The sequence below is a fragment of the Sphingomonas psychrotolerans genome (assembly GCF_002796605.1).
Lineage (GTDB): Bacteria > Pseudomonadota > Alphaproteobacteria > Sphingomonadales > Sphingomonadaceae > Sphingomonas > Sphingomonas psychrotolerans.
This window is the reverse complement of the sequence record NZ_CP024923.1, coordinates 2,809,535-2,830,759: the sequence shown is the minus strand read 5'-3', so window position 1 is coordinate 2,830,759 and position 21,225 is coordinate 2,809,535. Positions and strand designations below refer to the sequence as shown.

At 66.6% G+C, this 21,225-nt stretch carries 10 protein-coding genes; 8 read left to right on the top strand and 2 right to left on the bottom strand.

Annotated elements, in window-relative coordinates:
• Positions 1-10: 10 nt before the first annotated feature.
• Positions 11-1,228 carry a winged helix-turn-helix domain-containing protein gene (locus tag CVN68_RS12670; RefSeq protein ID WP_100284384.1) on the top strand — a complete coding sequence of 406 codons (1,218 nt, stop codon included), beginning with the start codon at positions 11-13 and terminating at the stop codon, positions 1,226-1,228.
• A 35-nt stretch (positions 1,229-1,263) separates the two neighbouring features.
• Here CVN68_RS12670 and galA read toward each other — a convergent pair whose 3' ends face one another.
• Both galA and CVN68_RS12660 read right to left on the bottom strand, forming a co-directional pair.
• A complete protein-coding gene (galA, locus tag CVN68_RS12665) occupies positions 1,264-4,176 on the bottom strand; it encodes a beta-galactosidase GalA (RefSeq protein WP_100282528.1) in 2,913 nt (970 codons plus the stop codon).
• A 40-nt stretch (positions 4,177-4,216) separates the two neighbouring features.
• Positions 4,217-4,954: a GntR family transcriptional regulator gene (locus CVN68_RS12660; RefSeq protein WP_100282527.1), complete on the bottom strand. Its 738-nt coding sequence runs from the start codon at positions 4,952-4,954 to the stop codon at positions 4,217-4,219.
• Between the two features lie 241 nt (positions 4,955-5,195).
• Between CVN68_RS12660 and CVN68_RS12655 the strand changes: the two genes are divergently transcribed.
• The 7 genes from CVN68_RS12655 to CVN68_RS12625 all read left to right on the top strand — a co-directional run bounded on the left by CVN68_RS12655 (position 5,196) and on the right by CVN68_RS12625 (position 21,220).
• On the top strand, positions 5,196-7,526 hold the full coding sequence (locus tag CVN68_RS12655; RefSeq protein ID WP_100282526.1) for a beta-N-acetylhexosaminidase: 2,331 nt from the start codon (positions 5,196-5,198) through the stop codon (positions 7,524-7,526).
• Positions 7,523-10,114 carry a beta-mannosidase gene (locus CVN68_RS12650; protein ID WP_100282525.1) on the top strand — a complete coding sequence of 864 codons (2,592 nt, stop codon included), beginning with the start codon at positions 7,523-7,525 and terminating at the stop codon, positions 10,112-10,114. The genes CVN68_RS12655 and CVN68_RS12650 overlap by 4 nt, the downstream gene beginning before the upstream one ends.
• Entirely contained in the window at positions 10,114-12,675 is a 2,562-nt protein-coding gene (locus CVN68_RS12645; protein WP_100282524.1) for a glycoside hydrolase family 3 C-terminal domain-containing protein, read from the top strand. The genes CVN68_RS12650 and CVN68_RS12645 overlap by 1 nt, the downstream gene beginning before the upstream one ends.
• Positions 12,672-14,990 carry a GH92 family glycosyl hydrolase gene (locus CVN68_RS12640; RefSeq protein WP_100282523.1) on the top strand — a complete coding sequence of 773 codons (2,319 nt, stop codon included), beginning with the start codon at positions 12,672-12,674 and terminating at the stop codon, positions 14,988-14,990. The genes CVN68_RS12645 and CVN68_RS12640 overlap by 4 nt, the downstream gene beginning before the upstream one ends.
• Before the next feature lie 11 nt (positions 14,991-15,001).
• The gene (locus CVN68_RS12635; RefSeq protein ID WP_100282522.1) at positions 15,002-16,918 is read left to right on the top strand and encodes an alpha-L-fucosidase; all 1,917 of its coding nucleotides are present in this window, start codon (positions 15,002-15,004) and stop codon (positions 16,916-16,918) included.
• 248 nt (positions 16,919-17,166) lie between these two features.
• On the top strand, positions 17,167-18,165 hold the full coding sequence (locus CVN68_RS12630; protein WP_100282521.1) for a N(4)-(beta-N-acetylglucosaminyl)-L-asparaginase: 999 nt from the start codon (positions 17,167-17,169) through the stop codon (positions 18,163-18,165).
• Between the two features lie 28 nt (positions 18,166-18,193).
• Positions 18,194-21,220 (top strand): TonB-dependent receptor domain-containing protein, encoded by a 3,027-nt coding sequence (locus CVN68_RS12625; RefSeq protein WP_233503331.1) that lies wholly within the window; start codon positions 18,194-18,196, stop codon positions 21,218-21,220.
• Positions 21,221-21,225: the final 5 nt, after the last annotated feature.

The following is a 21,225-nucleotide window of genomic DNA, read 5'->3' as shown; positions in this document are numbered from 1 at the left end:
AGGCACGATCTTGAAGCAAGTCTTTTCTGCGGCCGAAGCGCGCCGGATCGCACTCCATGCCCAAGGCTTTGGCAAAGCGCGCCCATCAGCCGGGATCGGGCCTGCGCATCTCGCCAGGGTGATCGGCCGCGTCCAGCTACACCAGATCGACAGCGTCAACGTGCTGACGCGCGCGCATTATCTGCCGCTCTTCTCGCGGCTGGGCGCCTATCCGCGCGATCTGCTGGACCAGCTGGCCTGGGGCAAGCCCCGCCGCCTCTTCGAATATTGGGCGCATGAGGCCTCGCTCTTGCCGCTCGAACTCCACCCGCTGCTGCGTTGGCGAATGGGGCGCGCCGAGCGCGGCGAGACGATCTGGGGTGGCATGAGACGGTGGGCGGGCGAACAACGTGGCGAGGCCGAGGCACTGCTCGCCCGGATCGAGGCCGAGGGGCCGCTGGCCGCTTCCGATATCGCCGAGACCCGCGGCACCGGCGGCTGGTGGGGCTGGAGCGATACCAAGAGCGCGCTCGAATGGCTGTTCTGGGCGGGGCGCATCACCACGGCGACACGGCGGGGCAGCTTCGAACGCGTCTATGATCTGCCCGAGCGCGTCCTTCCCGTCGCCGTGCTTGCGCAGCCCACCCCCGCCGATGCCGATGCGCATCGGGCGCTCCTCGCGCGTGCGGCCGCCGCGTTCGGCATCGCCACCGCGGGCGATCTGCGCGACTATTTCCGCCAGAAGCCCGCCGACGCGCTTCCGCGGATCGCCGAGCTGGTGGAAGAGGGGACGCTGCTGCCGGTGCAGGTTCGCGGCTGGAGCCAGCAGGCCTATCTGCACAGGGATGCCACGCTGCCGCGCCGCGTGGCCGGTCAGGCGCTGCTCGCCCCGTTCGACCCGTTGATCTGGGAACGCAGCCGCGCGGAACGGCTGTTCGGCATCCGCTATCGCCTCGAAATCTACACGCCGGCCGAGAAGCGCGTGCACGGTTATTATGTCCTGCCTTTCCTGTTGGGCGAGCGGATCGTCGCGCGCGTGGACCTCAAGGCCGATCGCAAAGCAGGCCGTCTCGTCGTCCAGAGCGCCCATTCTGAGCCCGGTGCACCGGACGCGGCGCCGGCGCGTTTGATGGAGGAGCTCGAACGCATGGCGGGTTGGCTCGCCCTCGACGGTGTCGAGATCACCGGCCGCGGCGATATGGCCGCGGCGATGCTCGCGGTTCAGGGTGTCCGGTGTACTGAGGCGTAGTGGGAGAGCGGGTTTCGGGCGTCTCGCTGCAGGCGTCAGCGCGCGGCAATCCCCGCCGGGCCGAGGATGCCCGAAGGCTGGCCCGCTGGCGCTTCGAGGAGCAGCACGACCGTGCGCGGCCCCACGCCCGGTGCGATCGCTGCGCGCAGCGGCGCAGCCTCCGGACTGTCCTTGACGGCGATGCGCGTCGCGTCGACCCACAGCTCGGCGCGACCGCTGATTGCCTCGAAAGTGATCACGCCCCCGTTTGCGGCGATGCGCTTCCACGGCGTTACCCGCGCCCGATAGATGCGCCACCCCGTTTTGGCCTCGGCGGGGGTGGGCTGGCCGCTGCGGACGACATCCCAGCTGTTATTGTCGCCATCGGCCGGGGCGAGGGCAGGATCCGGTCGCTCGGCGAAGGCCGCCGAGCGGCGCCACTCGCGCAGCTGCATCGCCGCCGGCGGTGTCGCCGCGATCTGCGGACGCGGCGCGACATCGGCACGGTCGATCACCAGCATCGCCGCCTTCAGTCCCTCCGCCGTGGCGCGCACGGTGATCCGCCCCCGGCCGGTGCCGGCGCGCACGATCAACTGCGCAAGGCCGTTGAACAGCGCGCGCGTTCCCGCCGGCCTGGCGAATTGCTCGGGCTCATGGCTGTTGGGATCGCCATTGCCGACCCCGAGGAGCGTCGCGCCTTCGACGGTGAAGTGCGTCATCAGATTGGCGGTGGGGACGTGCCGCCCGCGGGCGTCGACTGCGTCGATCGTGATCGGCTGGGCGTCCTCGTCGTCGCCGGCCATGACGGTGCGCGCGGGCGTCAGCCGCAGCGCTACCGGCTTGCCGGCGGTTTCGTGCACCGCCGTGGCCAATAATTTACCGCCGCGCATCGCGCGGGCCTCGATCCGGCCGGCGGCATAGGGAACGGTCCATTCATTGCCCATAATCCGGTCGACCTGCTGAACGCCGAGGTCGCGACCGTTCAAGCGCAACGCCACTGTTTCGGCATTGCTGGCGACGAATATTTTGACTGGCTCGCCCTCGCGCCCCGGCCATGTCCAGTGCGGGGTGATCGCAACGACCGGCCGGTCGTCGATCCAGTGCGCGCTGTGAATATCGAACGCGGTCTTGGGGAAGCCGCACAGATCGAGGATCCCGAAGAAGCTCGATATGGTCGGCCAGGCGTGCGGGGTCGGTTCGCCGTGATAGTCGAATCCGGTCCAGACGAAGCCGCCGGCGACGAACGGCCGCGCGGCGATTTCCTTCCACGTATCGCGATGGGTGCCGCCCCAGCTCGCCGCTTCGGTGTCGTAGGACGTGATGACGTGTCCGGCCGAATCAGTCGCGAAGGCGCCGCGGGTTTCGAAGGCACTGGTGTCCTCCGAGCTGGTGATCGGCTTGGTCGGGTTCAGCCGGTGGAACTTGTCGTAATCGGCCTGATAATAATTGAACCCCATCACATCGACGACGCTCGACACGTTTGCGGGATTGTAGAACGAGCCGTTCATCGCGGCGGTAACCGGGCGGCTGTCGTCGAGCCGGCGGACCGCCGCCGACATCCGCCGCACCATCTCGACCCCGGCTTCGGTGCCCTGCATCGGCTCCTCGTTGAACACCGACCACAGGATCACGCTGGGATGGTTGCGATCGCGTCGCACCAGCCATTCGAGCTGGGTGAGAAATTCGGGTGCCGGATTGAAGATGCGGTTCTCGTCCATGACGAGGAAGCCCATCCGGTCGCACCAGTCGAGCAATTCGGCAGTAGGCGCGTTGTGCGACATACGGATCGCGTTGCAACCCATCGCCTTCAATCGCTCCAGGCGCCAGGCGAGCAGCGAATCGGGCACTGCCACGCCGACGCCGGCATGATCCTGATGCAGGCACACGCCCTTGAGCTTGACCGGCGCATCGTTGACGAACAGCCCCTTGTCGGCATCGAAGCGCACGCTGCGAAAGCCGATCACGATGCGGCGTTCGTCGACCGCCACGCCGTCGCGCAGCACGCGGGTGCGCACGGTATGGAGCGTCGGTGTCTCGACCGACCAGAGCGCGGGGCTGCCGGCATCGAGGACCACTTCCGCCTTGGCGCGATCGAGCGTGGAGACAGTCACCTCCGTCCGTCCGGTCGCGACCTCGCGTCCAGCGGCGTCGAGCAGGCTGGCCTCGACCGTCACGGTTGCGGGGCCGCGCTCGATGCTGGCGAGGGTCGCAGTGACCGGCACGCGCCAGCTGCCGTTGGGTGCCCGCCGCGGATCGCAGTGCACGCCGTCGCTGACGATCGCCACGCTCGCGCGGCGGACCAGCCAGACATGGCGATAAAGGCCGGCGCCCTCGTACCACCAGCCTTCCTTGGCGTTGGCATCGACGCGCACGACGATGATGTTCGTCTCCTCGCCGAAGCGCGCGAACGGCGTCAGATCGACATGGACGCTATTATAGCCCGACCAGTTGTGCGCGACGACGCTGCCATTGACCCAGATCGTCGCGTTAGTCGCGATCCCGTCGAAATGGAGCTCGATCGCCTTGCCGCGATCGGCGGGGTCGAGGCGCAGCGTACGGCGGTACCAGCCGATGCCGCGTGGGCGATAGCCCTGCGAGACGTTCGCCGTCTCGACGAACGGCTGGGCCGCGGCCCAGTCGTGCGGCAGCCGCACCTCGGGCCAATCCGAATCGTCGAAAGCAATAGCTGCGGCGCCGGGCGCATTGCCGGCCTTCACGCTCATATAGGTTTCATGATGTCCCTGGGGTTCGGACACCGCGATGTCGCCTTCGTGAAAACGCCAGCCGAGCTCGAGGAGCGTGCGCGAAGGATCGGACTGGGGAAGCCGCGCCGGCAGAAGCCGTCGCGCCGGTGGCATCGGGAAGCCGTCGCCGCCGTCGGCCTCGGGTCGCGTCGCCGCAGCACCTGCGCTTGCCGGCGTGACGAGCAAGGCGCCGGCGCCCCCGAGAAGAAGTTCGCGGCGATCCATTACTTAAGACTCCAACTGGGCTGGGTGCGGGAAAGTCGCGCTAGATGTCGCTGAGCTCGGCGACGAAATCATAGGCGTCGCCGCGATAATAAGAGCGCGTGACTTCGGCGGGACGGCCATCGCGCAGAAAGGCGCGCCGTTCGATCAGGAGCCCGGGATGGCCGGGGTCGACCCCGAGCATCTTGGCATGCTCGCTGCCGAAGGGCACTGCACGGAGCCGCTGCAGCGCCCGGACGGGACGATTTCCGGCCTTTTCGAGTGCGCCGTACAGCGAGTCCTGGACCATATCGACCGAGGAGAGGCAGTAACCGGCGATCGTCGAGAATTCGAGCGCCATCGCCTCGTCATCGGCAAACCGGATGCGCGCGAAGCGCAATACCGGGGCGCCGGGGGAGAGTCCCAGCATCATTGCCTCTTCCGGGTTCACCTGACCGGGCGCGCGCGAGATCCAACTGCTACTCGCCTTGCGGCCGCGCGCCGCCATGTCCTCGGTAAACGAGGAGAGCTTGGAGAAGCTCTTTTCGACGCGGCCGGTGACGAAGGTGCCGGCGCCGCGCCGCCGTGTGAGCAGGCCTTCCTCGACCAGTCCTACGATCGCCTTGCGCACCGTGATCCGCGCCACCTCATATTCGACGGCGAGATCGCGTTCAGGCGGGATCGCATTGCCGGGAGTGAGAACCTCGGAGCTGATCGCGTCGCGGATGAGCTGCTGGAGCTGGAGATAGAGCGGAGATGGATTATCCTCGCGGAAACGCCCGACCTGATCCGAGAATGCCATCAATCCTCCCCTACGGTGCCCCCTGCAGCCGTCGCCCCGGGTTGGGAGGGACGCTATCGCAACAGCCCCGTTGGAGCAATGGGATGGATGTGGATTCATATTGGTCCCCATCCTCCTTGGCGGCAGGACCTCGATCGAGGCACGCTCAACAAGCGTTGCTGCGAAGGTAGCTATTGTGTGACAGGACCCATATTGGTTACATCCAAGAACCGCGTCTCCGGGCGCCAGTAAGGGGTGCGTGATGCAGGTTGTTGGAGTGCGGCAGGTCCGTCATCTTGGTTGGACAGTGTTGCTGTGCGGTTCCGCGGTAGTGGCGCAACCCGCCGATCCGCTTCCGCTGACGCCTCTCCCCCAATCGATCGTGCGCGAGACGGGCAGCTTCACAATAAGCGACGGTGCCATCGTCGGCGTGGTGCCGGGCGATGCGGGCGCGACGGCCGCGGCGCGCGTGCTCGCCGCGCACGTGAAGATCGAGCGCGGGCTCACGCTGGCGTCGCGCGTCGGCAAGGGGGCAATCACCCTCGTCCGCGACGCCTCGGTGCAGGGGGACGAGGCCTATCGCCTCGTGGTGAACGGGCAGGGCATCCGCGTCAGTGCCTCGGGAAACCGCGGGCTGCTCTATGGCGCGATGACCGTCGCGCAGCTGCTGAGTCCGGATCGCGGCTTCGGCAAGCCGGTCAAGGTGCCGGCGGTGACGATCGAGGATGCGCCTCGCTTCGGCTGGCGCGGTCTGATGCTCGATCCGGTGCGCCACTTTCAGCCGATCGAATCGATCTACGCGGTGGTCGATCAGATGGCCTCGGTGAAGCTCAACACACTGCACCTCCACCTCACCGACGATCAGGGCTGGCGCTTCGAAGTGAAGCGTTACCCCAAGCTCACCGAGATCGGCGGATGGCGCACCCCGCCCTCGACCGGCGGCGCGCCGGGAGCAAAGGTCGGCGGCTTCTACACGCAGGAGCAGCTCAAGGCTTTGGTCGCCTATGCCGCCGAACGCGGCATCACCATCGTTCCGGAGATCGATCTGCCCGGCCATGCCCAGGCGCTCGTTGCCGCCTATCCCGAGTTCGGGGTGTTCGGTGACCGGCCCGAAGTGTCGCACGATTGGGGGGTCAATCCCTATCTGTTCGATCCCGGACCCAAGGGTGTCGCCTTCGTCAAGGAAGTGCTCGACGAAGTAGTGGCGGTGTTCCCGGGCAGCTATATTCATCTCGGCGGCGACGAGGCGGTCAAGGACCAATGGGAACGCTCGCCACGGGTTCAGGCGCAGATCAAGGCACTTGGGCTCAAGGACGAAAACCAGCTGCAGAGCTGGATGATCGACGAGTTCGGCACCTATCTGGCGAGCAAGGGGCGGCGGCTGATCGGCTGGGACGAGATCCTCGAAGGCGGGCTGCCGCCTTCGGCTTCGGTAATGTCGTGGCGCGGGGAGAAGGGTGCGGTCGACGCGGCCAACCAGAATCACGACGTGGTGCTGACTCCGGCGCCGACTCTATATCTCGACAGCCTGCAGAGCGACCGCAGCGACGAGCCGCCGGGCCGCCTCTCGATCCAGACGCTTGCAGACGTCTATAAATACGAGCCGATGCCCGCGGGCATCGATGCCGCGAACGCCAAGCATATTCTCGGTGCGCAGGGCAATGCGTGGAGCGAATATCTGGCGACGCCGTATCAGGTGCAGCATATGATCTTCCCGCGCGCCGCCGCGATCGCCGAGATCACGTGGTCGGCCAAAGAGAAGCGCGACTTTACGAGCTTCCTTGGCCGGCTCGATCCACAGATCCAGCGCTGGCGGCGCTCGGGGGTGGAAGTCGCCGACAGCGCCTTCGCAGTGGGGTATCATCTCGAAGGCACGCCGGGCGAGGCGCTCCGCGCGAACCGGGTGCGCGTCGCGCTGGCGACGCAAGCGCCTTATGGCACGATCCGCTATACGCTCGACGGCAAGGTGCCCACGGCGAAATCGCCTGCGTACAAGGCGCCGCTGTCGCTCAAGCCGGGTGTGACGATCCAGGCGGCCGCATTCGATGCCGCGGGCAACACGACCGCCCGTCCGCGCAGCTTCGACAGCAGCCGGGCGGCGTTGCTCACCAAGACGAGCTCGGAGCTGGTCGCCTGTCCGCGCGGCGCCTTCGGTCTGCGCGTGCCGTTGACATCGGAGGCGACGGAAAACGCGCCGGTGTTCAACGTCAATCTGTTCGACACCTGCAGCGCCTATCCGGCGGCGCCGCTCGACGTGGCGAAAAGCTTCACGGTCGATGTCGCGCGGCTGGCCCGGCATTACGGGCTGGCGCACGAAGCCAGGGCGTTGCGCTCGCATTTCAACGTCACCACACATGGCGAGCTGGTGATCTCGGCGCGCTGCATCGCCGCAGCCAAGGACAAGACGATCAAGCCGATCGTCGTCGCCAGCTTCCCGCTGCCCGACCCCAAAACCGCGCCGACGCAGTTCAGCTTCTCGGGTACATTGCCGGCAATGGCAGGAGACGAGGATCTATGCTTCCAGTTCACTTCGCCGCTCTCGGATCCCTTCTACGCGGTCGAGCGGGCAACGCTGCGCGAGTCCGCCAAGTGAGAGCGCGGGCGCTCGCATTGCTGCCCGCGCTCCTCGCCAGCGTCTGCGCCTTTGCGGCCCCGCGCGAGGCGGTGTCGCTCGATGGCGCCTGGGAGGTGCGGATCGATCCGGCGGACGCCGAGAAGGTCGGGCAACACCCGAAGGAAGCGCAATGGTTCCCCGCGCGCGTCCCCGGTAGCGTCCAGCAGGATTTGATCGCCGCTGGCCGCGTCCCTGATCCGTTCAAAGGGATCAACGAGGCGCCCATCCAATGGGTCGGGCTGACCAACTGGCAGTTCCGCAAGATAATCGAAGTGACTCCGGCGATGCTGGCGCGCGACCATGTCGAACTGGTGTTCGACGGGCTCGACACTTTCGCCACCGCGACGCTGAACGGCAAGCAGTTGCTCGCCGCGGACAACGCGCATCGCCGCTGGCGAGTCGATGCCAAGGCGGCGTTGAAGCTCGGCCGCAACGAACTGATCGTTCGCATCGCCTCGCCGATCGGCACCCTCCAGCCGATGGTGCTCGCCGAAGCCAATCCGCTGCCGGGCGAATATGATTCGGCCTTCGGCGACGAGCCCAAGGGCAAGCAGACCTCGCCCTATATCCGCAAACCCAAATATCATTACAGCTGGGACTGGGGTCCGCGGCTGGTCAATATCGGCCTGTGGCGGCCGGTGCGGATCGAAGCGTGGGACGAAGCGCGGATCGACGGGTTCCGCGTCGATCAGGAAGCGCTCAACGACACCGAGGCGCGGCTGGTCGCGCGCTGGCGGATCGTCGCTGGCGCCCCCGCCGACGTGACGCTGCGCGCGCGCGTCACCGGCCCCGACGGCAAGCTGGTCGAAGTCAGCCGTACCGCCAGCCTCGCCGCCGGCGAAAATTGGGTCAGCGCGCCGCTGACGATCGCGAAGCCGCAACGCTGGTGGCCGGTCGGCTATGGCGGGCAGCCGCTCTACTCGGTCGAGGCGACGCTCGACGCGGGCGGCGCAACCGAGGATCGCGTGGCTCAGCGTATCGGGCTGCGCACCAGCGAGTTTATCCGCAAGGACGGCAGCTTCGGTTTCAAGATCAACGGCGTGCCGATCTTCGCCAAGGGCGCGAACCTGATCCCGTTCGACAATTTCCCGTCGCGCGTGCCCGCGGCGCAGATGCGTCAGGTTCTCCAGAGCGCACACGATGCCAACATGAACATGATCCGCGTATGGGGTGGCGGCTATTATCTCGACGACGCGTTCTACCAAATGGCCGACGAGATGGGGCTGATGATCTGGCAGGATTTCATGTTCGGCGGATCGGTGACGCCGCCCGACGCGCCGTTCCGTGAAAATGTGCGGATCGAGGCCGAGGAACAGGTCGAGCGGCTCCAGCCGCACCCCTCGGTGGTCGGCTGGGCCGGCGGCAACGAAGTGCTGTCGGGTTGGGAAAACTGGTCCGATCGCAAGGCGTTCAAGAAGCGCATCGGCGCCGATGCGCAGGAGCGGATCGGCGCGGGCATGGCGGTGTTGTTCGATCGTGTGCTGCGCGAGGCCGTCACGAAGCGCGCGCCCGGCACGCCCTATTGGCCGGGCTCGCCTTCGACCGATTATGAAGGCCCGACCGACACCGACAAGGACGGCGACCGCCATTTCTGGGACGTCTGGTCGGGATCGAAGCCAGTCGAGCGCTATCTCGATTCGTGCCCGCGCTTCATGTCCGAATATGGCTTTCAGGCGATGCCGGATCTGTCGACGATCCGCGGTTTCGCCGGGAAAGGCCCACTCGCGATCGGCAGCCCGGTGCTCAAGGCGCATCAGAAGTTCCTCGCGGGCGAAGGCAATGAACGCCTCCAGCTCTATCTCGACCAGAGGCTGCGCAAGGCGCGTGACTTCGACGATCTCGTCTATCTAACGCAGGTCAACCAAGCACAGGCGATCGACATGGCGGCGCGCCACCACCGCGCATGCCGCCCGGTGACAATGGGCTCGCTCTACTGGCAGCTCAACGATACATGGCCGGCGATCTCGTGGGCGAGCGTGGATTATAACGGCCAGTGGAAGCTGCTGCATTATGCCGCGCGGCGCTTCTTCGCGCCGCAAGCGATTGTCGCCGAGCACAAGGACGGCGCGACTCGCGTCGCGTTGGTCTCCGACGCGACGACGCCGATCGCCGCGGAGTGGCGCGTCCGTGCGTTCGACATGGCCGGCAAGCCGCTCGGCACCAAAAGTGCGGCGGTGGCACTCGAACCGCTTGGTGCGCAGGAAGTGGCGAGCGTCGCCGATGCCGAATTGTTCGCCGGGGCCGACGCGAAGGCGAGCTTCGCCGTCGCCGAGCTGCTGATCGAGGGGCGCCGCGTCTCGCGCACGATTATCGAGCGCGCATTGCCGAAGGATATGGCCTATCCGGCGCCCGGGCTGATCGCGCGCTGGGAGGGAAAAAGCGTGACGATCACCGCAGGTTTGCTCGCCCGCGCGGTGATGCTCGATTTCGGCGAGGTGGCGGCACAACCGGCCGACGACGGCTTCGATCTGCTGCCCGGCGAAAGCGTGACGATCGAAATCCGTTCCGCCGCCTCCGCCGCCGCGCTCAAACGCGCGCTCACGCTTCGTACCCTGGGACCGCAATAATGATCCTGTCGATCCTGCTCGCCGGCGCCGAGCCCGATCCCGACGCAGTGGCCAAGGCTATCGCGACGATGACCGTCGCGGAGAAAGCAGCGCAGCTCCAGAGCACCGCGCCTGCCGATGCAGAGGCCGGTCTTCCTGCCTATGACTGGTGGAACGAGGGGCTGCACGGGCTGGCGCGCAACGGCTACGCCACCGTTTTCCCGCAGGCGATCGGGCTGGCGGCGACGTGGGACACCGCGCTGATGCAGCGCGTCGGGGACGTGGTGGCGACCGAGGCACGGGGGAAGTTCAACGCGCGGCCGATCGGCGCCGACCGGCGGATCTATGAAGGGCTGACGATCTGGTCGCCCAACATCAACATCTTCCGCGATCCGCGCTGGGGACGGGGGCAGGAGACCTATGGCGAGGACCCGTATCTGACCGGGCATCTCGGGGTGGCGTTCATCCAAGGGCTGCAGGGTCCCGACCCCGCGCATCCCAAGGTGATCGCCACCCCCAAGCATCTCGCGGTGCACAGCGGCCCCGAAGCTGGGCGTGACGGCTTCGATGTTGATCCGAGCCCGCAGGACCTCGAATCGACATATCTCCCGGCGTTTCGGCTGGCGGTGACCGAGGGCAAGGCGCGCTCGGTGATGTGCGCGTATAATTCGATCCACGGTGTGCCGGTCTGCGCGCTGCCGTCGCTGATGATCGATCGCCTGCGCGGCGATTGGGGTTTCACGGGCCTCACCGTCTCGGACTGTGACGCCGTCGCCAACATTCATCTTTTCCACCATTACCGGCTCGACGGGGCGGCGGCGGCGGCCGCTGCGCTCAAGGGCGGCAACGACCTCAATTGCGGATCGGCTTATGCCGCGTTGCCGCAGGCCGTGCAGCGCGGGCTGGTGACCGAGGCGGAGATTGACACTGCGCTCGCCCGCGCGCTTTCGGCCCGCGTCGCGCTCGGCACCTTGTTCGGCGCGGACAGCCCGTGGAACCGGATCGCGCCAGATGCGGTCGGCACCCCCGCTAACCGCGCGGTGGCGCTCGAGGCCGCGCGCAAGGCGATCGTATTGCTCAAGAACGATGGCGGCCGGCTGCCGCTCGCCAGGGGCAGTCGCATCGCGGTGATCGGTGCCGATGCCGACGATCTGAACGTGCTCGAAGCCAATTATCATGGCACCGCCAAGGATCCGGTGACGCCGCTGGAAGGTATCCGCCGCCAGTTCGGCGCGGCCAATGTGCGTTATGCCCAAGGCTCGATACTGGCGGACGGCGCGCCGGTGGTGGTGCCTGAAACCGCCTTCGTCGCAGACGGCAAACCGGGGCTGAAAGCCGAGTATTTCGCTACCGCGACCGTCACGGGCGCGCCCGCAGCGGTGCGGCAGGATCGCCGGATCGACTTCAATTACACGCGCGCCGCGCCGGTACCCGAGGTTGACGCCAAGGGTTTCGCGGTCCGCTGGACCGGCGAACTCGTGCCGCCGGGGCCCGGACGCTACACGCTGGCGATCGACATTCCGGCCTGCTGGAAGGATTGCACCGCGCACGACGCCGTGCGGCTGTGGATTGACGGCAAGCCGCTCCATCAGGGGCCGCTCGGCAAGGCCCGCGTCGAGGTTCCGCTCGCCAGCGATGGCCGCCGCCACAGCTTCCGGCTCGAGCTCGACCATCATGGCGAGGATGAGGGATTGCGGCTGTTGTGGCTCCCCCCGGCCGAACCCTTGCTCGAACAGGCCGTCGCGGCAGCGCGCGCTTCGGACGTAGTGGTCGCAGTGCTCGGCCTCTCGCCCGATCTCGAAGGCGAAGCACTGCAGGTCACCGTCCCCGGCTTTGTCGGGGGCGACCGGACCGACATCGCATTGCCGCTGGCGCAGCAGCGGCTGTTGCAGGCGCTGCGCGATACCGGCAAGCCCGTCGTGCTGGTGGTGACCAGCGGCAGCGCGGTCGCGGTCGATCCGGCGATGGCCGATGCGGTCCTCGCAGCATGGTATCCGGGCGAGGCCGGCGGCACCGCGCTCGCCGAGACGTTGGCCGGGGCGAACAACCCCTCGGGGCGCTTGCCGGTCACCTTCTACAAGAGTGTTTCGGACCTGCCCGCTTTCGTCGATTACGGGATGAAGGAGCGGACTTATCGCTTCTTCACCGGCACGCCGCTTTGGGGCTTCGGCCATGGGCTTAGCTATACCAGCTTCGCCTATGGCGGGCTGACCGCGAAGGGTGCGGCCACCGGTGCGCCGGTCGAGGTCCGCGTGACTGTCCGCAACAGCGGTGCGCGGGCGGGGGAGGAGGTCGTCCAGGCCTATCTGGTGCCGCCGGCCGCGAAAGGCGGGTCGCTCACCAGCCCGGTCCTCCAGCGCCAGCTCGTCGGCTTCCAGCGCGTGACGCTCGCGCCGGGCAAGGCGCAGAAACTGATGTTCGCCCTCGATCCGCGTAGCATCAGCGTCGTGGCGCGTGACGGCACGCGCCGGGTGTTGCCGGGTGCTTATCGCTTGTGGGTCGGCGGCGGCCAGCCCGGCGACGGACCCGGCCAATGGGTCGATTTCACGCTCGGCGGCGAAGCCCATGAGCTGCCGAAGTGACCACGCGCCGCCAGCTTCTCTCCTCTGCTGCCCTCGGCGCGGCCGCCGCTGCGCTGCCCGTGCGTGCGCATACGCCGTTCCCGCCGGCCGAACCCAATCTGTTCATCGGGACCGGCGGGACCGGCCACACCTATCCGGGCGCGACCTTGCCGTTCGGGATGGTGCAATTGAGCCCTGACACCGGCGTGGAGCGCTGGGAGACCTGCTCGGGCTATCACCGCGGCGATACTTCGATCCTCGGTTTCTCGCACACGCATCTCTCGGGGACCGGCATCGGTGATCTGCTCGATGTGCTGGTCGTTCCTGGCACCGGCGCGATCCGGCTCCAGCCGGGAGCGGCGGACAAGCCGGGTAGCGGCTACCGCCAGCGCTTCGCCGACGAGCATGCCGAGCCGGGCTATTACCGCGTGAAGCTGGAGAACCATGTCGCGGCCGAGCTGACCGTCACCGAGCGTACCGGCTGGCATCGCTATCGCTTTCCGAAGGGGGCGGGGCATTTGCTGGTCGACCTCTCGCACCTCGTGCTCGATCGCGAAGGCGCGCGGCCGCTGATCGACGAGGCGATGCTCGCGATCGAGGCCGACGGCACGCTGACCGGCACGCGGCGGGTGTTCCGCTGGGCCAAGGGGCGGCGGATCTTCTTCGCGCTGCAGCTGTCGCGCAAACCCGACCGCATCACCCTGATCGGCGACGGCGATATCGAGCAGCCTGCCGGGGCCGCGCAAGTGACGGGCAAGCGGCTCAAGGCAGTGCTTCACTATGACGATGCCGGCAAGGCGCCAGTGATGATCCGTTGCGGCATCTCGGCGGTCGACGCCGCCGGGGCACGCGCCAATCTAGATGCCGAGGCCGCGCATTGGGACTTCGATCGCGTGCGTAGCGTTGCGGCAGACTATTGGCACAATGCGCTCGACGTGGTCCGGGTGGAGGGTGGCACCACCGATCAGCGCACGATCCTGTCCTCGGCGCTTTACCACGCCCAAGTGGCGCCGACCCTGGTTTCGGACGTCGACGGCCGCTATCCCGGGCTCGACGGCAAGGTGCAGAATGCGCCCGCCGACGGCGCAGCGTATAGCAGCTACTCGCTGTGGGACACCTATCGCGCATTGCATCCCCTGCTGACGCTGGTCCAGCCCGAACGGACCAAGCAACTGATCGACGATCTGATCCGTCAGACCGCGCAATCGCCTTTCGGGCCTCTGGTCTGGCCGCTGCAGGGCAAGGAGACGGGCACGATGATTGGCTGGCACGGGGTCGTGCCGCTGGCCGAGGCGCAGGCCAAGGGGGTCGAGGCCGATTATGGCGCGGCATGGCCGGCGATCCGTAAGCGCAGCTTTGATTTTGCCGCGCCGGACAAGGAGAATAGCCGCGGCCGCGATCTCTACGATCGCCTCGGTTTCGTGCCCGCCGACAAGGTCAACGAGAGCGTCAGCCGCACGCAGGAATATGCCTATGACGACTGGGCGTCGGCGCGGCTTGCGCGGGCCGCGGGCGCCGGCGGCGACGCGGATCGGCTGCTCAGGCGCTCGCGCAACTGGCGCAACGTGATCGATGGCAGGATCGGCTTCGCTCGTCCGCGCTTCGCCGACGGCAATTGGTGGAAGGATTATGACCCGATCCAGCTTGGCCATATGCCCGAGCCCGACTGGCGCGATTATACCGAGGCCAATGGCTGGCAGGCGACCTTCCTCAACCAGCACGATATTTACGGCCTGATCGCGCATCTCGGCGGCGATGCCAAGTTCGAAGCGAAGCTCGACGCATTGTTCAGCGCTCCGTCGACGTTGCCCGACAATGCTCCGCCGGACATTTCCGGTCTGGTCGGCCAATATGCGCACGGCAACGAGCCGGATCAGCACGCGCCCTATCTCTATGCTTTTGCAGGCGCCCCGTGGAAGACACAGGCGATCGTCCGCCGGCTGTGCACCGAGATGTACAAAAACGACCCCGACGGCATCATCGGCAACGACGATTGCGGGCAGATGAGCGCGTGGTTCGTCTTTTCGGCTTTGGGCTTCTATCCGGTCGATCCGGTCGAGGCGGCCTATGTCTTCGGCTCGCCCTTGTTCGAACGTGCTGAACTTCGCGTGGGAGCGGGGCGCAAACTGGTGATTGAGGCGCCGGGCAACGGCCCCGACACACCCTATGTCGTCGCCGTCCATTGGAACGGCGGCCCCTGGACGCGCAGCTGGATTTCGCATGCCGAGCTCGCAAAGGGCGGCACCCTGCGCTTCACCATGGCGCGCGCGCCCAATCGCGCCTTTGGCCGCGCGGCTGCCGACCGGCCGCCGTCGTTCGGCCGCACTCCCGTTTGAAGAGGACTGGTATGACCGAGCTTTCCCGGCGCACGCTGATCGCAACCGGGCTCGCCGCGAGCGCGCTTCCCGCCGCCCCCGCGCTGGCGCGGACCGCATCGCCGACTCCGTTCGGTGCAGTGCCCACCCCGCGGCAATGGCGGTGGCATGGGCGCGAGCAATACGCGTTCGTCCATTTCTCGATCAACACCTTCACCGACAAGGAATGGGGCTTCGGCGACGAGGACCCCAAATTGTTCGATCCGAGCGAATTCGATCCCGACCAGATCGTCGCGGCGGCCAAGGCTGGCGGGCTCGAGGGGCTGATCCTCACCGCCAAGCATCATGACGGCTTCTGCCTGTGGCCCACGAAGCTGACCGAGCATTGCATCCGCAACAGCCCCTATAAAGGCGGCAAGGGTGATATCGTCCGCGAGATGGCCGATGCGTGTCGGCGTGCGGGACTCCCCTTCGGGCTGTATCTCTCGCCATGGGATCGCAACCACGCCGAATATGGCCGCCCGGCCTATGTCGACTATTATCGCGCGCAGCTGACCGAACTCTGTACGCGGTACGGCCGGCTGTTCGAGGTCTGGTTCGACGGCGCCAATGGCGGTGACGGCTATTATGGCGGCGCGCGCGAGGCGCGGAAGATCGATGCGCCGCGCTATTACGACTGGCCGTCGATCGTCGCATTGGTGCACAAGCTCCAGCCCGACGCCTGCACCTTCGATCCGCTGGGGGCGGACATCCGCTGGGTGGGCAATGAGGACGGCGTCGCCGGGGATCCGTGCTGGCCGACCATGCCCGACAAACCCTATGACCAGAAGGAAGGCAATTCCGGGGTGCGTGGCGGCGCGATCTGGTGGCCGGCCGAAACCGACGTCTCGATCCGTCCGGGCTGGTTCTACCACGCCGACGAGGATTCGAAGGTCAAAAGCCCCGAGCGGCTGATCCGGCTGTACGACGAGTCGGTGGGGCGGGGCACCAATCTGAACCTCAACATACCCCCCGATCGCAGAGGACGAATCCCGGACCAGGACTTCCGGATCCTCAAGTCGTTCGGCGACGCGGTCCGCGCGACCTTTGCGCGCGACCTGGCCAAGGGCGCCGTCGCGCATGCGAGCCACAGTCGCGGCACCGGCTTCGCACCGGCACGCGTGCTCGACGGCAATCGCGAGACCTATTGGGCAAGTCCAGATGGCGTCGCGACCCCCACCCTCACGCTCGATCTCCAGCCCGGCACGCGCTTCGACGTGATCCGGCTGCGGGAATATCTGCCGCTGGGCGTCCGCGTGACGCGCTTCGCAGTGGACGCGGAGATCGACGGTGGCTGGCGCACCCTCGCCGAGCACGAATGCATCTCGGCACAACGGATCATCCGGCTCGATGCGCCGATCGCACCGCGCCGTGTGCGGCTGCGCGTGCTGGAGGCGCGGGCGTGCCCCGCGATCAGCGAGTTCGCGCTGTTCCACGCCGTCGCGCCGGTGCCCGTGCCACCGATCGTGTCGACCGACCCCACCGTGCTCGACGTGACCAAATGGAAGATCGTGTCGGCCAGCGCCCCTGGTGCGGAGAAACTGCTCGACAATGAGGCCGCGAGCATCTGGGTGCAGGCGCGGCCGATGCCCGGGGCGCCGGCTCGCGTCACTATGGATCTCGGCGCGGATCCGATGCTCGCCGGGTTCAGCCTGACGCCCTCGCGCCAGGTGATGACCGGCGCCGCCCCGCCCAAAGGCTATGTCGCCGAGACGAGTCTGGATGGAACCAATTGGGAACCTGCGGCGGCAGGTGAATTCTCCAATATCGCCTATGCGCTGTCCACGCAGCGGATCGCCTTCGCCACGGCGAGGCCGGCGCGCTTCTTGCGACTGACCTTTGCCGAGGCAGCGGTGCCGGCCGCGCGGCTCGCAATAGCCGGCATCGGTGGATTCATCTCCCCGCGCTAACCCTGCCGCTCCTGCGCCTGCCAAAGCATCAATCCCGCCAGCGTATGCTGGCGGGCCGCGGAGCGTGCGCAACCATGGCGTTGGTACGTAAGATCTGCCCAAACAATAGCACCAAAGTTGTTTTTGGTATTGAAATTATGTTTCATATATGACAATCCTGTTGCGTTGCCGGTGCGTCTGAATGACGGCTCCGGCGGCATCGAGGCGGCCGGAGGGACGCCAGAGTCCGGGTACCAGGGATCGTGTCCATGAAGACGTCTCGTCGCGGCGCACTCGCAATTGGGCTCGGTGGAGCCGCGGTTGCTGTAGCGCAGCCTGTGCTGGCGCAGTCGCAGCCGCGCAGTTTCATGGTGTCGACCTGGGATTTCGGCGCCGCCGCCAACGCCGCAGCCTATAGCCGCTGGAAGGCTACCGCCAATCTGCTGGACGCGCTCGAGGCGGGCGCGCAAGTCACCGAGGCGGACGCCTCCAATCATTCTGTGGGCCTTGGCGGCTATCCCGATCGCGACGGGCACGTGAGGCTCGACGCGATCATCATGGACGATCGCGGCAATGTGGGCGCGGTCGCCGCGCTCGAGGACATTCTGCATCCGATCTCGGTCGCTCGGCGCGTGATGGAAAAGACTCCGCACACCATGCTGGTGGGTGCGGGCGCGCGCCAGTTCGCGCTTTCGCAAGGGTTCGAGACCACCAGGCTGCTGACGCCCGAGGCCGAGGCGGCATGGCGCAAATGGCTCGAGACCGCCGAGTACAAGCCGGTCGCCAATAGTGAGAACCAGCGCGGCTCGGCGCTCGACCACGATACGATCGGCCTGCTCGCCTGCGGGCCCGATGGTGCGCTGGCGGGCGCCTGCACCACTTCGGGCATGGCGTTCAAGCTGCGCGGCCGGGTCGGCGACTCGCCCCAGGCGGGCTGCGGCCTGTTCGTCGAGCGGGGCGTCGGCGCCGCGACGGCGACCGGCGTCGGCGAGGAAATCACCCGGATCGCGGGCACGGCGCGCGTCGTCGCGTCGATGCGCGCCGGGATGCGCCCGGCGGCGGCCTGCCGCGAGGCGGTTCGCCACATCGCCCAACTGCGCGGAGACGCGGTCAAGGATGCCCAGGTCGCGTTTCTCGCGATCGACACGCGCGGCGAGGTGGGCGGCTATGCCCTCCAGCCGGGTTTCACATTTGCAGTTACCGACCCCGAAGGTCGCACGGAAGTGCGTGCCGCGGAGAGCCTCAAAGGGCCACGCGGCGCGAAGTGAAGTTCAGGGAGCCAAAAAGGAAAAACCGATGAAGAAATTGAATACATTTCTGCTCGCCTCAACCTGCATCGCAGGCGTCTATGCGATGCCCGCGATGGCGCAGGACCAGATCGCGGATACCCAGGCTGAACAGGCCGAGGCCGACAGCAACGAGGATGCAGTGATCGTCGTCACCGGTTCGCGGATCACGCGTCCCAACGCCGCCGCGGCGTCGCCGATCACTTCGGTCACTTCCGATTCGATCCGCGCCCAGGCAGCGGTGAACATCGAGGAAGTGCTCAACCGCATCCCCTCGATCGCACCCGACAGCCAGCAGAATTATCAGGATTCGGACGGCCGCCAGCGCATCAAGCTGCGCAACCTCGGCTTTGAGCGCACGCTGATCCTCGTCGATGGCAAGCGCCTCGGCACGATGAACGGCCTCGATGCCAACATGATCCCGACTTCGCTGATCTCGCGCGTCGACGTGCTCACCGGCGGCGCTTCGGCGGTCTATGGTTCGGACGCAGTCGCCGGCGTCGTCAATTTCATCATGGACAATGATTTCGAAGGCATCCAGGCCAACGCGAACTACAATTTCTACGCGCACCAGAACAAGCCGGGCCTCGTTTCGCAGGTCGCCAGCGGATACGGTTTCAACCAGCCCGATCACGGCCTCGCCGTCGATGGCGGCCGCGTCGATCTGTCGCTGACCGCGGGCAAGAAGCTGTTCGACGACCGCTTCCACATCTCGGCCTATGTCGATTATCGCCAGGCGAACCTCGTCCCCTACAGCGCGCGCGAGACTTCGGGCTGCCAGCTGGTCGAGGGCGCCAAGGACGGCCCGCTCAGTTGCTCGATCTCGACCTATACGCGCACCGGCTATGTCTCGCCGCGATCGGGCCCGAATAACGGCAACGTCTATGTCAACAACCCGAACGGCACCCGCACCTTCGTGCCCTATTCGACTGCGCTCGCGGCGAACCCGTATGACGGTTATTCGTTCCAGCGCAAAAGCGAGCGCTGGAATGCCGGCGGTTTCGCGTCGTTCGAGATCTCTGACGCTGCCGAGATTTATAGCAGCGCGATGTGGTTCCGCGACAAGTCGGCGAACGTCTATCCGGCGCGCGTCTATAGCTCGACGGCTTATTCGGACGGCCCATACCAGGTGAGCTGCGCCAATCCGTACATGTCTGCGGCGCAGGCGACGACGATCTGCGGCGCGGCCGCGGGCAGCACCACTTTCGTGCCGATCGAGCTACGCTATCGCTTTACCGGCGTGCCGGATCTGGAAGACCGTTACCTGAATCAGGGCACCCGCATCACCGGCGGTGTCCGCGGCGCCTTCGCGCAGGGCTGGAGCTATGACATCGGCGGCGTCTATGCCCGCAACAAGATGACCATGAGCTGGGCCCAGCCGACCTATGCGCGCGTCAACAATGCGCTCAATGTCGTCAGCAACAACGGCGTAATCAGCTGCGCCAACGACGTCGCGAACGGCTGCCTGCCCTTCGATCCGTTCAGCGCCAATTCCTCGGTCAACAACAGCGCGCTGTACAATTATCTGATCCAGGACACGTACGGCAACTCGACCACGACCAACACGCTCTACAACGGCATCGCCACTGTCCAGGGTGATCTTGGCACCTATGGCATCAAGAGCCCCTGGGCCGAAGAAGGCGTGGCGATCGCGTTCGGCGCCGAATATCGCGAAGACCAGCTGCGCAGCCATGCCGACGCGCTCTGGCGCGAGAACGTCAGCGACGATGCCGACCGGTATCTCTCCCAGCATGTATGGGAAGGCAACGTCGAGATTCAGGCACCGATCGCGCAGGACAAGCCGTTCGCGGACCTGCTTCAGGTCAACGGCGCGTTCCGTCTGTCGAAGTACAGCAGCAACCCCGACACCTTCTCGACGTGGAAGGCCGAGGCGGTATGGGCGCCGATCCCGGACATCACTTTCCGCGGCTCGATCAACCGTGCCCAGCGCGCACCGACTTTGGTCGAGGCGTTCCAGGGCTCCAACACCAGCTACGGCCGGATCACCACTGCGTATAACGACATCTGCGCACCGACCATCACTGGCACTGTGATCGGGCCGAATGGTCAGCCGATCAACACCTATGGCGCGCCGGTTGCATCGCGCGCGGCCTGCGCTGCCACCGGGCTCTCCGACGCCCTCTACGGCAGCGCGACTTTGCTCTGCCCGACCGATGTCGGCTGCACGTATCGTGCCGGCGGGTTCACCGTCGATCCGGAAACCGCCTACACCAAGACGTTCGGCGTGGTCCTGAAGCCGCGGTTCCTGCCGGGGCTGGTCATCTCGGCCGATCGTTTCCTGATCGATCTCAACCAGTCGATCGGGTATAACGACTACGCCTATTTTTCGCGCGGCTGCGCCGAAACCGGCGAAGAGTTCTTCTGCAGCATGTTCGTGCGTAACGCCAACGGCACGCTCTCGAGCACTCCGACGAGCAACCCGACCACGGGCTTTATCCGCCAGGGCACGACCAACTATTACAAGACCAAGTCGCACGGCTGGGACTTCCAGGCGCAATACGCACTGCCGCTCGGCGGCGCCGGACGTGTGGACTTCGACTTCTCGGGCTCGCTGACCACGCTGGCCGGCGCGCAGGACGCGTCGTTCCTGGCAGAGCGCAACTGCGTGGGCTATTATGGCGGTGCCGGTTGTGGCCAGTTCATCGCGAAATGGACGCACAATCTGCGCGGCACCTGGACCACGGCAGACCAGTTCTTCAGCGCGTCGCTGAACTGGCGCCATCTGGGCCCGCTCACCCGGACGTCCAACTCGGGCGAGGAGAGCCTCGGCGCGAGCCCGGACTCGGTGCGCACGACCTTCTACCGGATCGACGCGTATGACTATTTCGATCTCGCGCTGAACTTCCGGATCCAGAAGGGCTTCTCGTTCCGCGTCGCGGCGAACAATATTCTCGACAAGACGCCGCCGGTCATGCCGAATTCGTACGATATCGGCCTGTCGCGCGCGAACACGATATCGGCCCGCTACGATTCGCTCGGCCGCCAGATCGCCGTTGGAACGACGATCAACTTCTAACCCCC

Excerpts from the sequence above, each read along its gene's own strand:
- galA (WP_100282528.1), bottom strand. The coding sequence starts at position 4,176 with ATGGATCGCCGCGAACTTCTTCTCGGGGGCGCCGGCGCCTTGCTCGTC.
- CVN68_RS12655 (WP_100282526.1), top strand. The coding sequence starts at position 5,196 with ATGCAGGTTGTTGGAGTGCGGCAGGTCCGTCATCTTGGTTGGACAGTG.
- CVN68_RS12660 (WP_100282527.1), bottom strand. The coding sequence starts at position 4,954 with ATGGCATTCTCGGATCAGGTCGGGCGTTTCCGCGAGGATAATCCATCT.
- CVN68_RS12645 (WP_100282524.1), top strand. The coding sequence starts at position 10,114 with ATGATCCTGTCGATCCTGCTCGCCGGCGCCGAGCCCGATCCCGACGCA.
- CVN68_RS12630 (WP_100282521.1), top strand. The coding sequence starts at position 17,167 with ATGAAGACGTCTCGTCGCGGCGCACTCGCAATTGGGCTCGGTGGAGCC.
- CVN68_RS12635 (WP_100282522.1), top strand. The coding sequence starts at position 15,002 with ATGACCGAGCTTTCCCGGCGCACGCTGATCGCAACCGGGCTCGCCGCG.
- CVN68_RS12625 (WP_233503331.1), top strand. The coding sequence starts at position 18,194 with ATGAAGAAATTGAATACATTTCTGCTCGCCTCAACCTGCATCGCAGGC.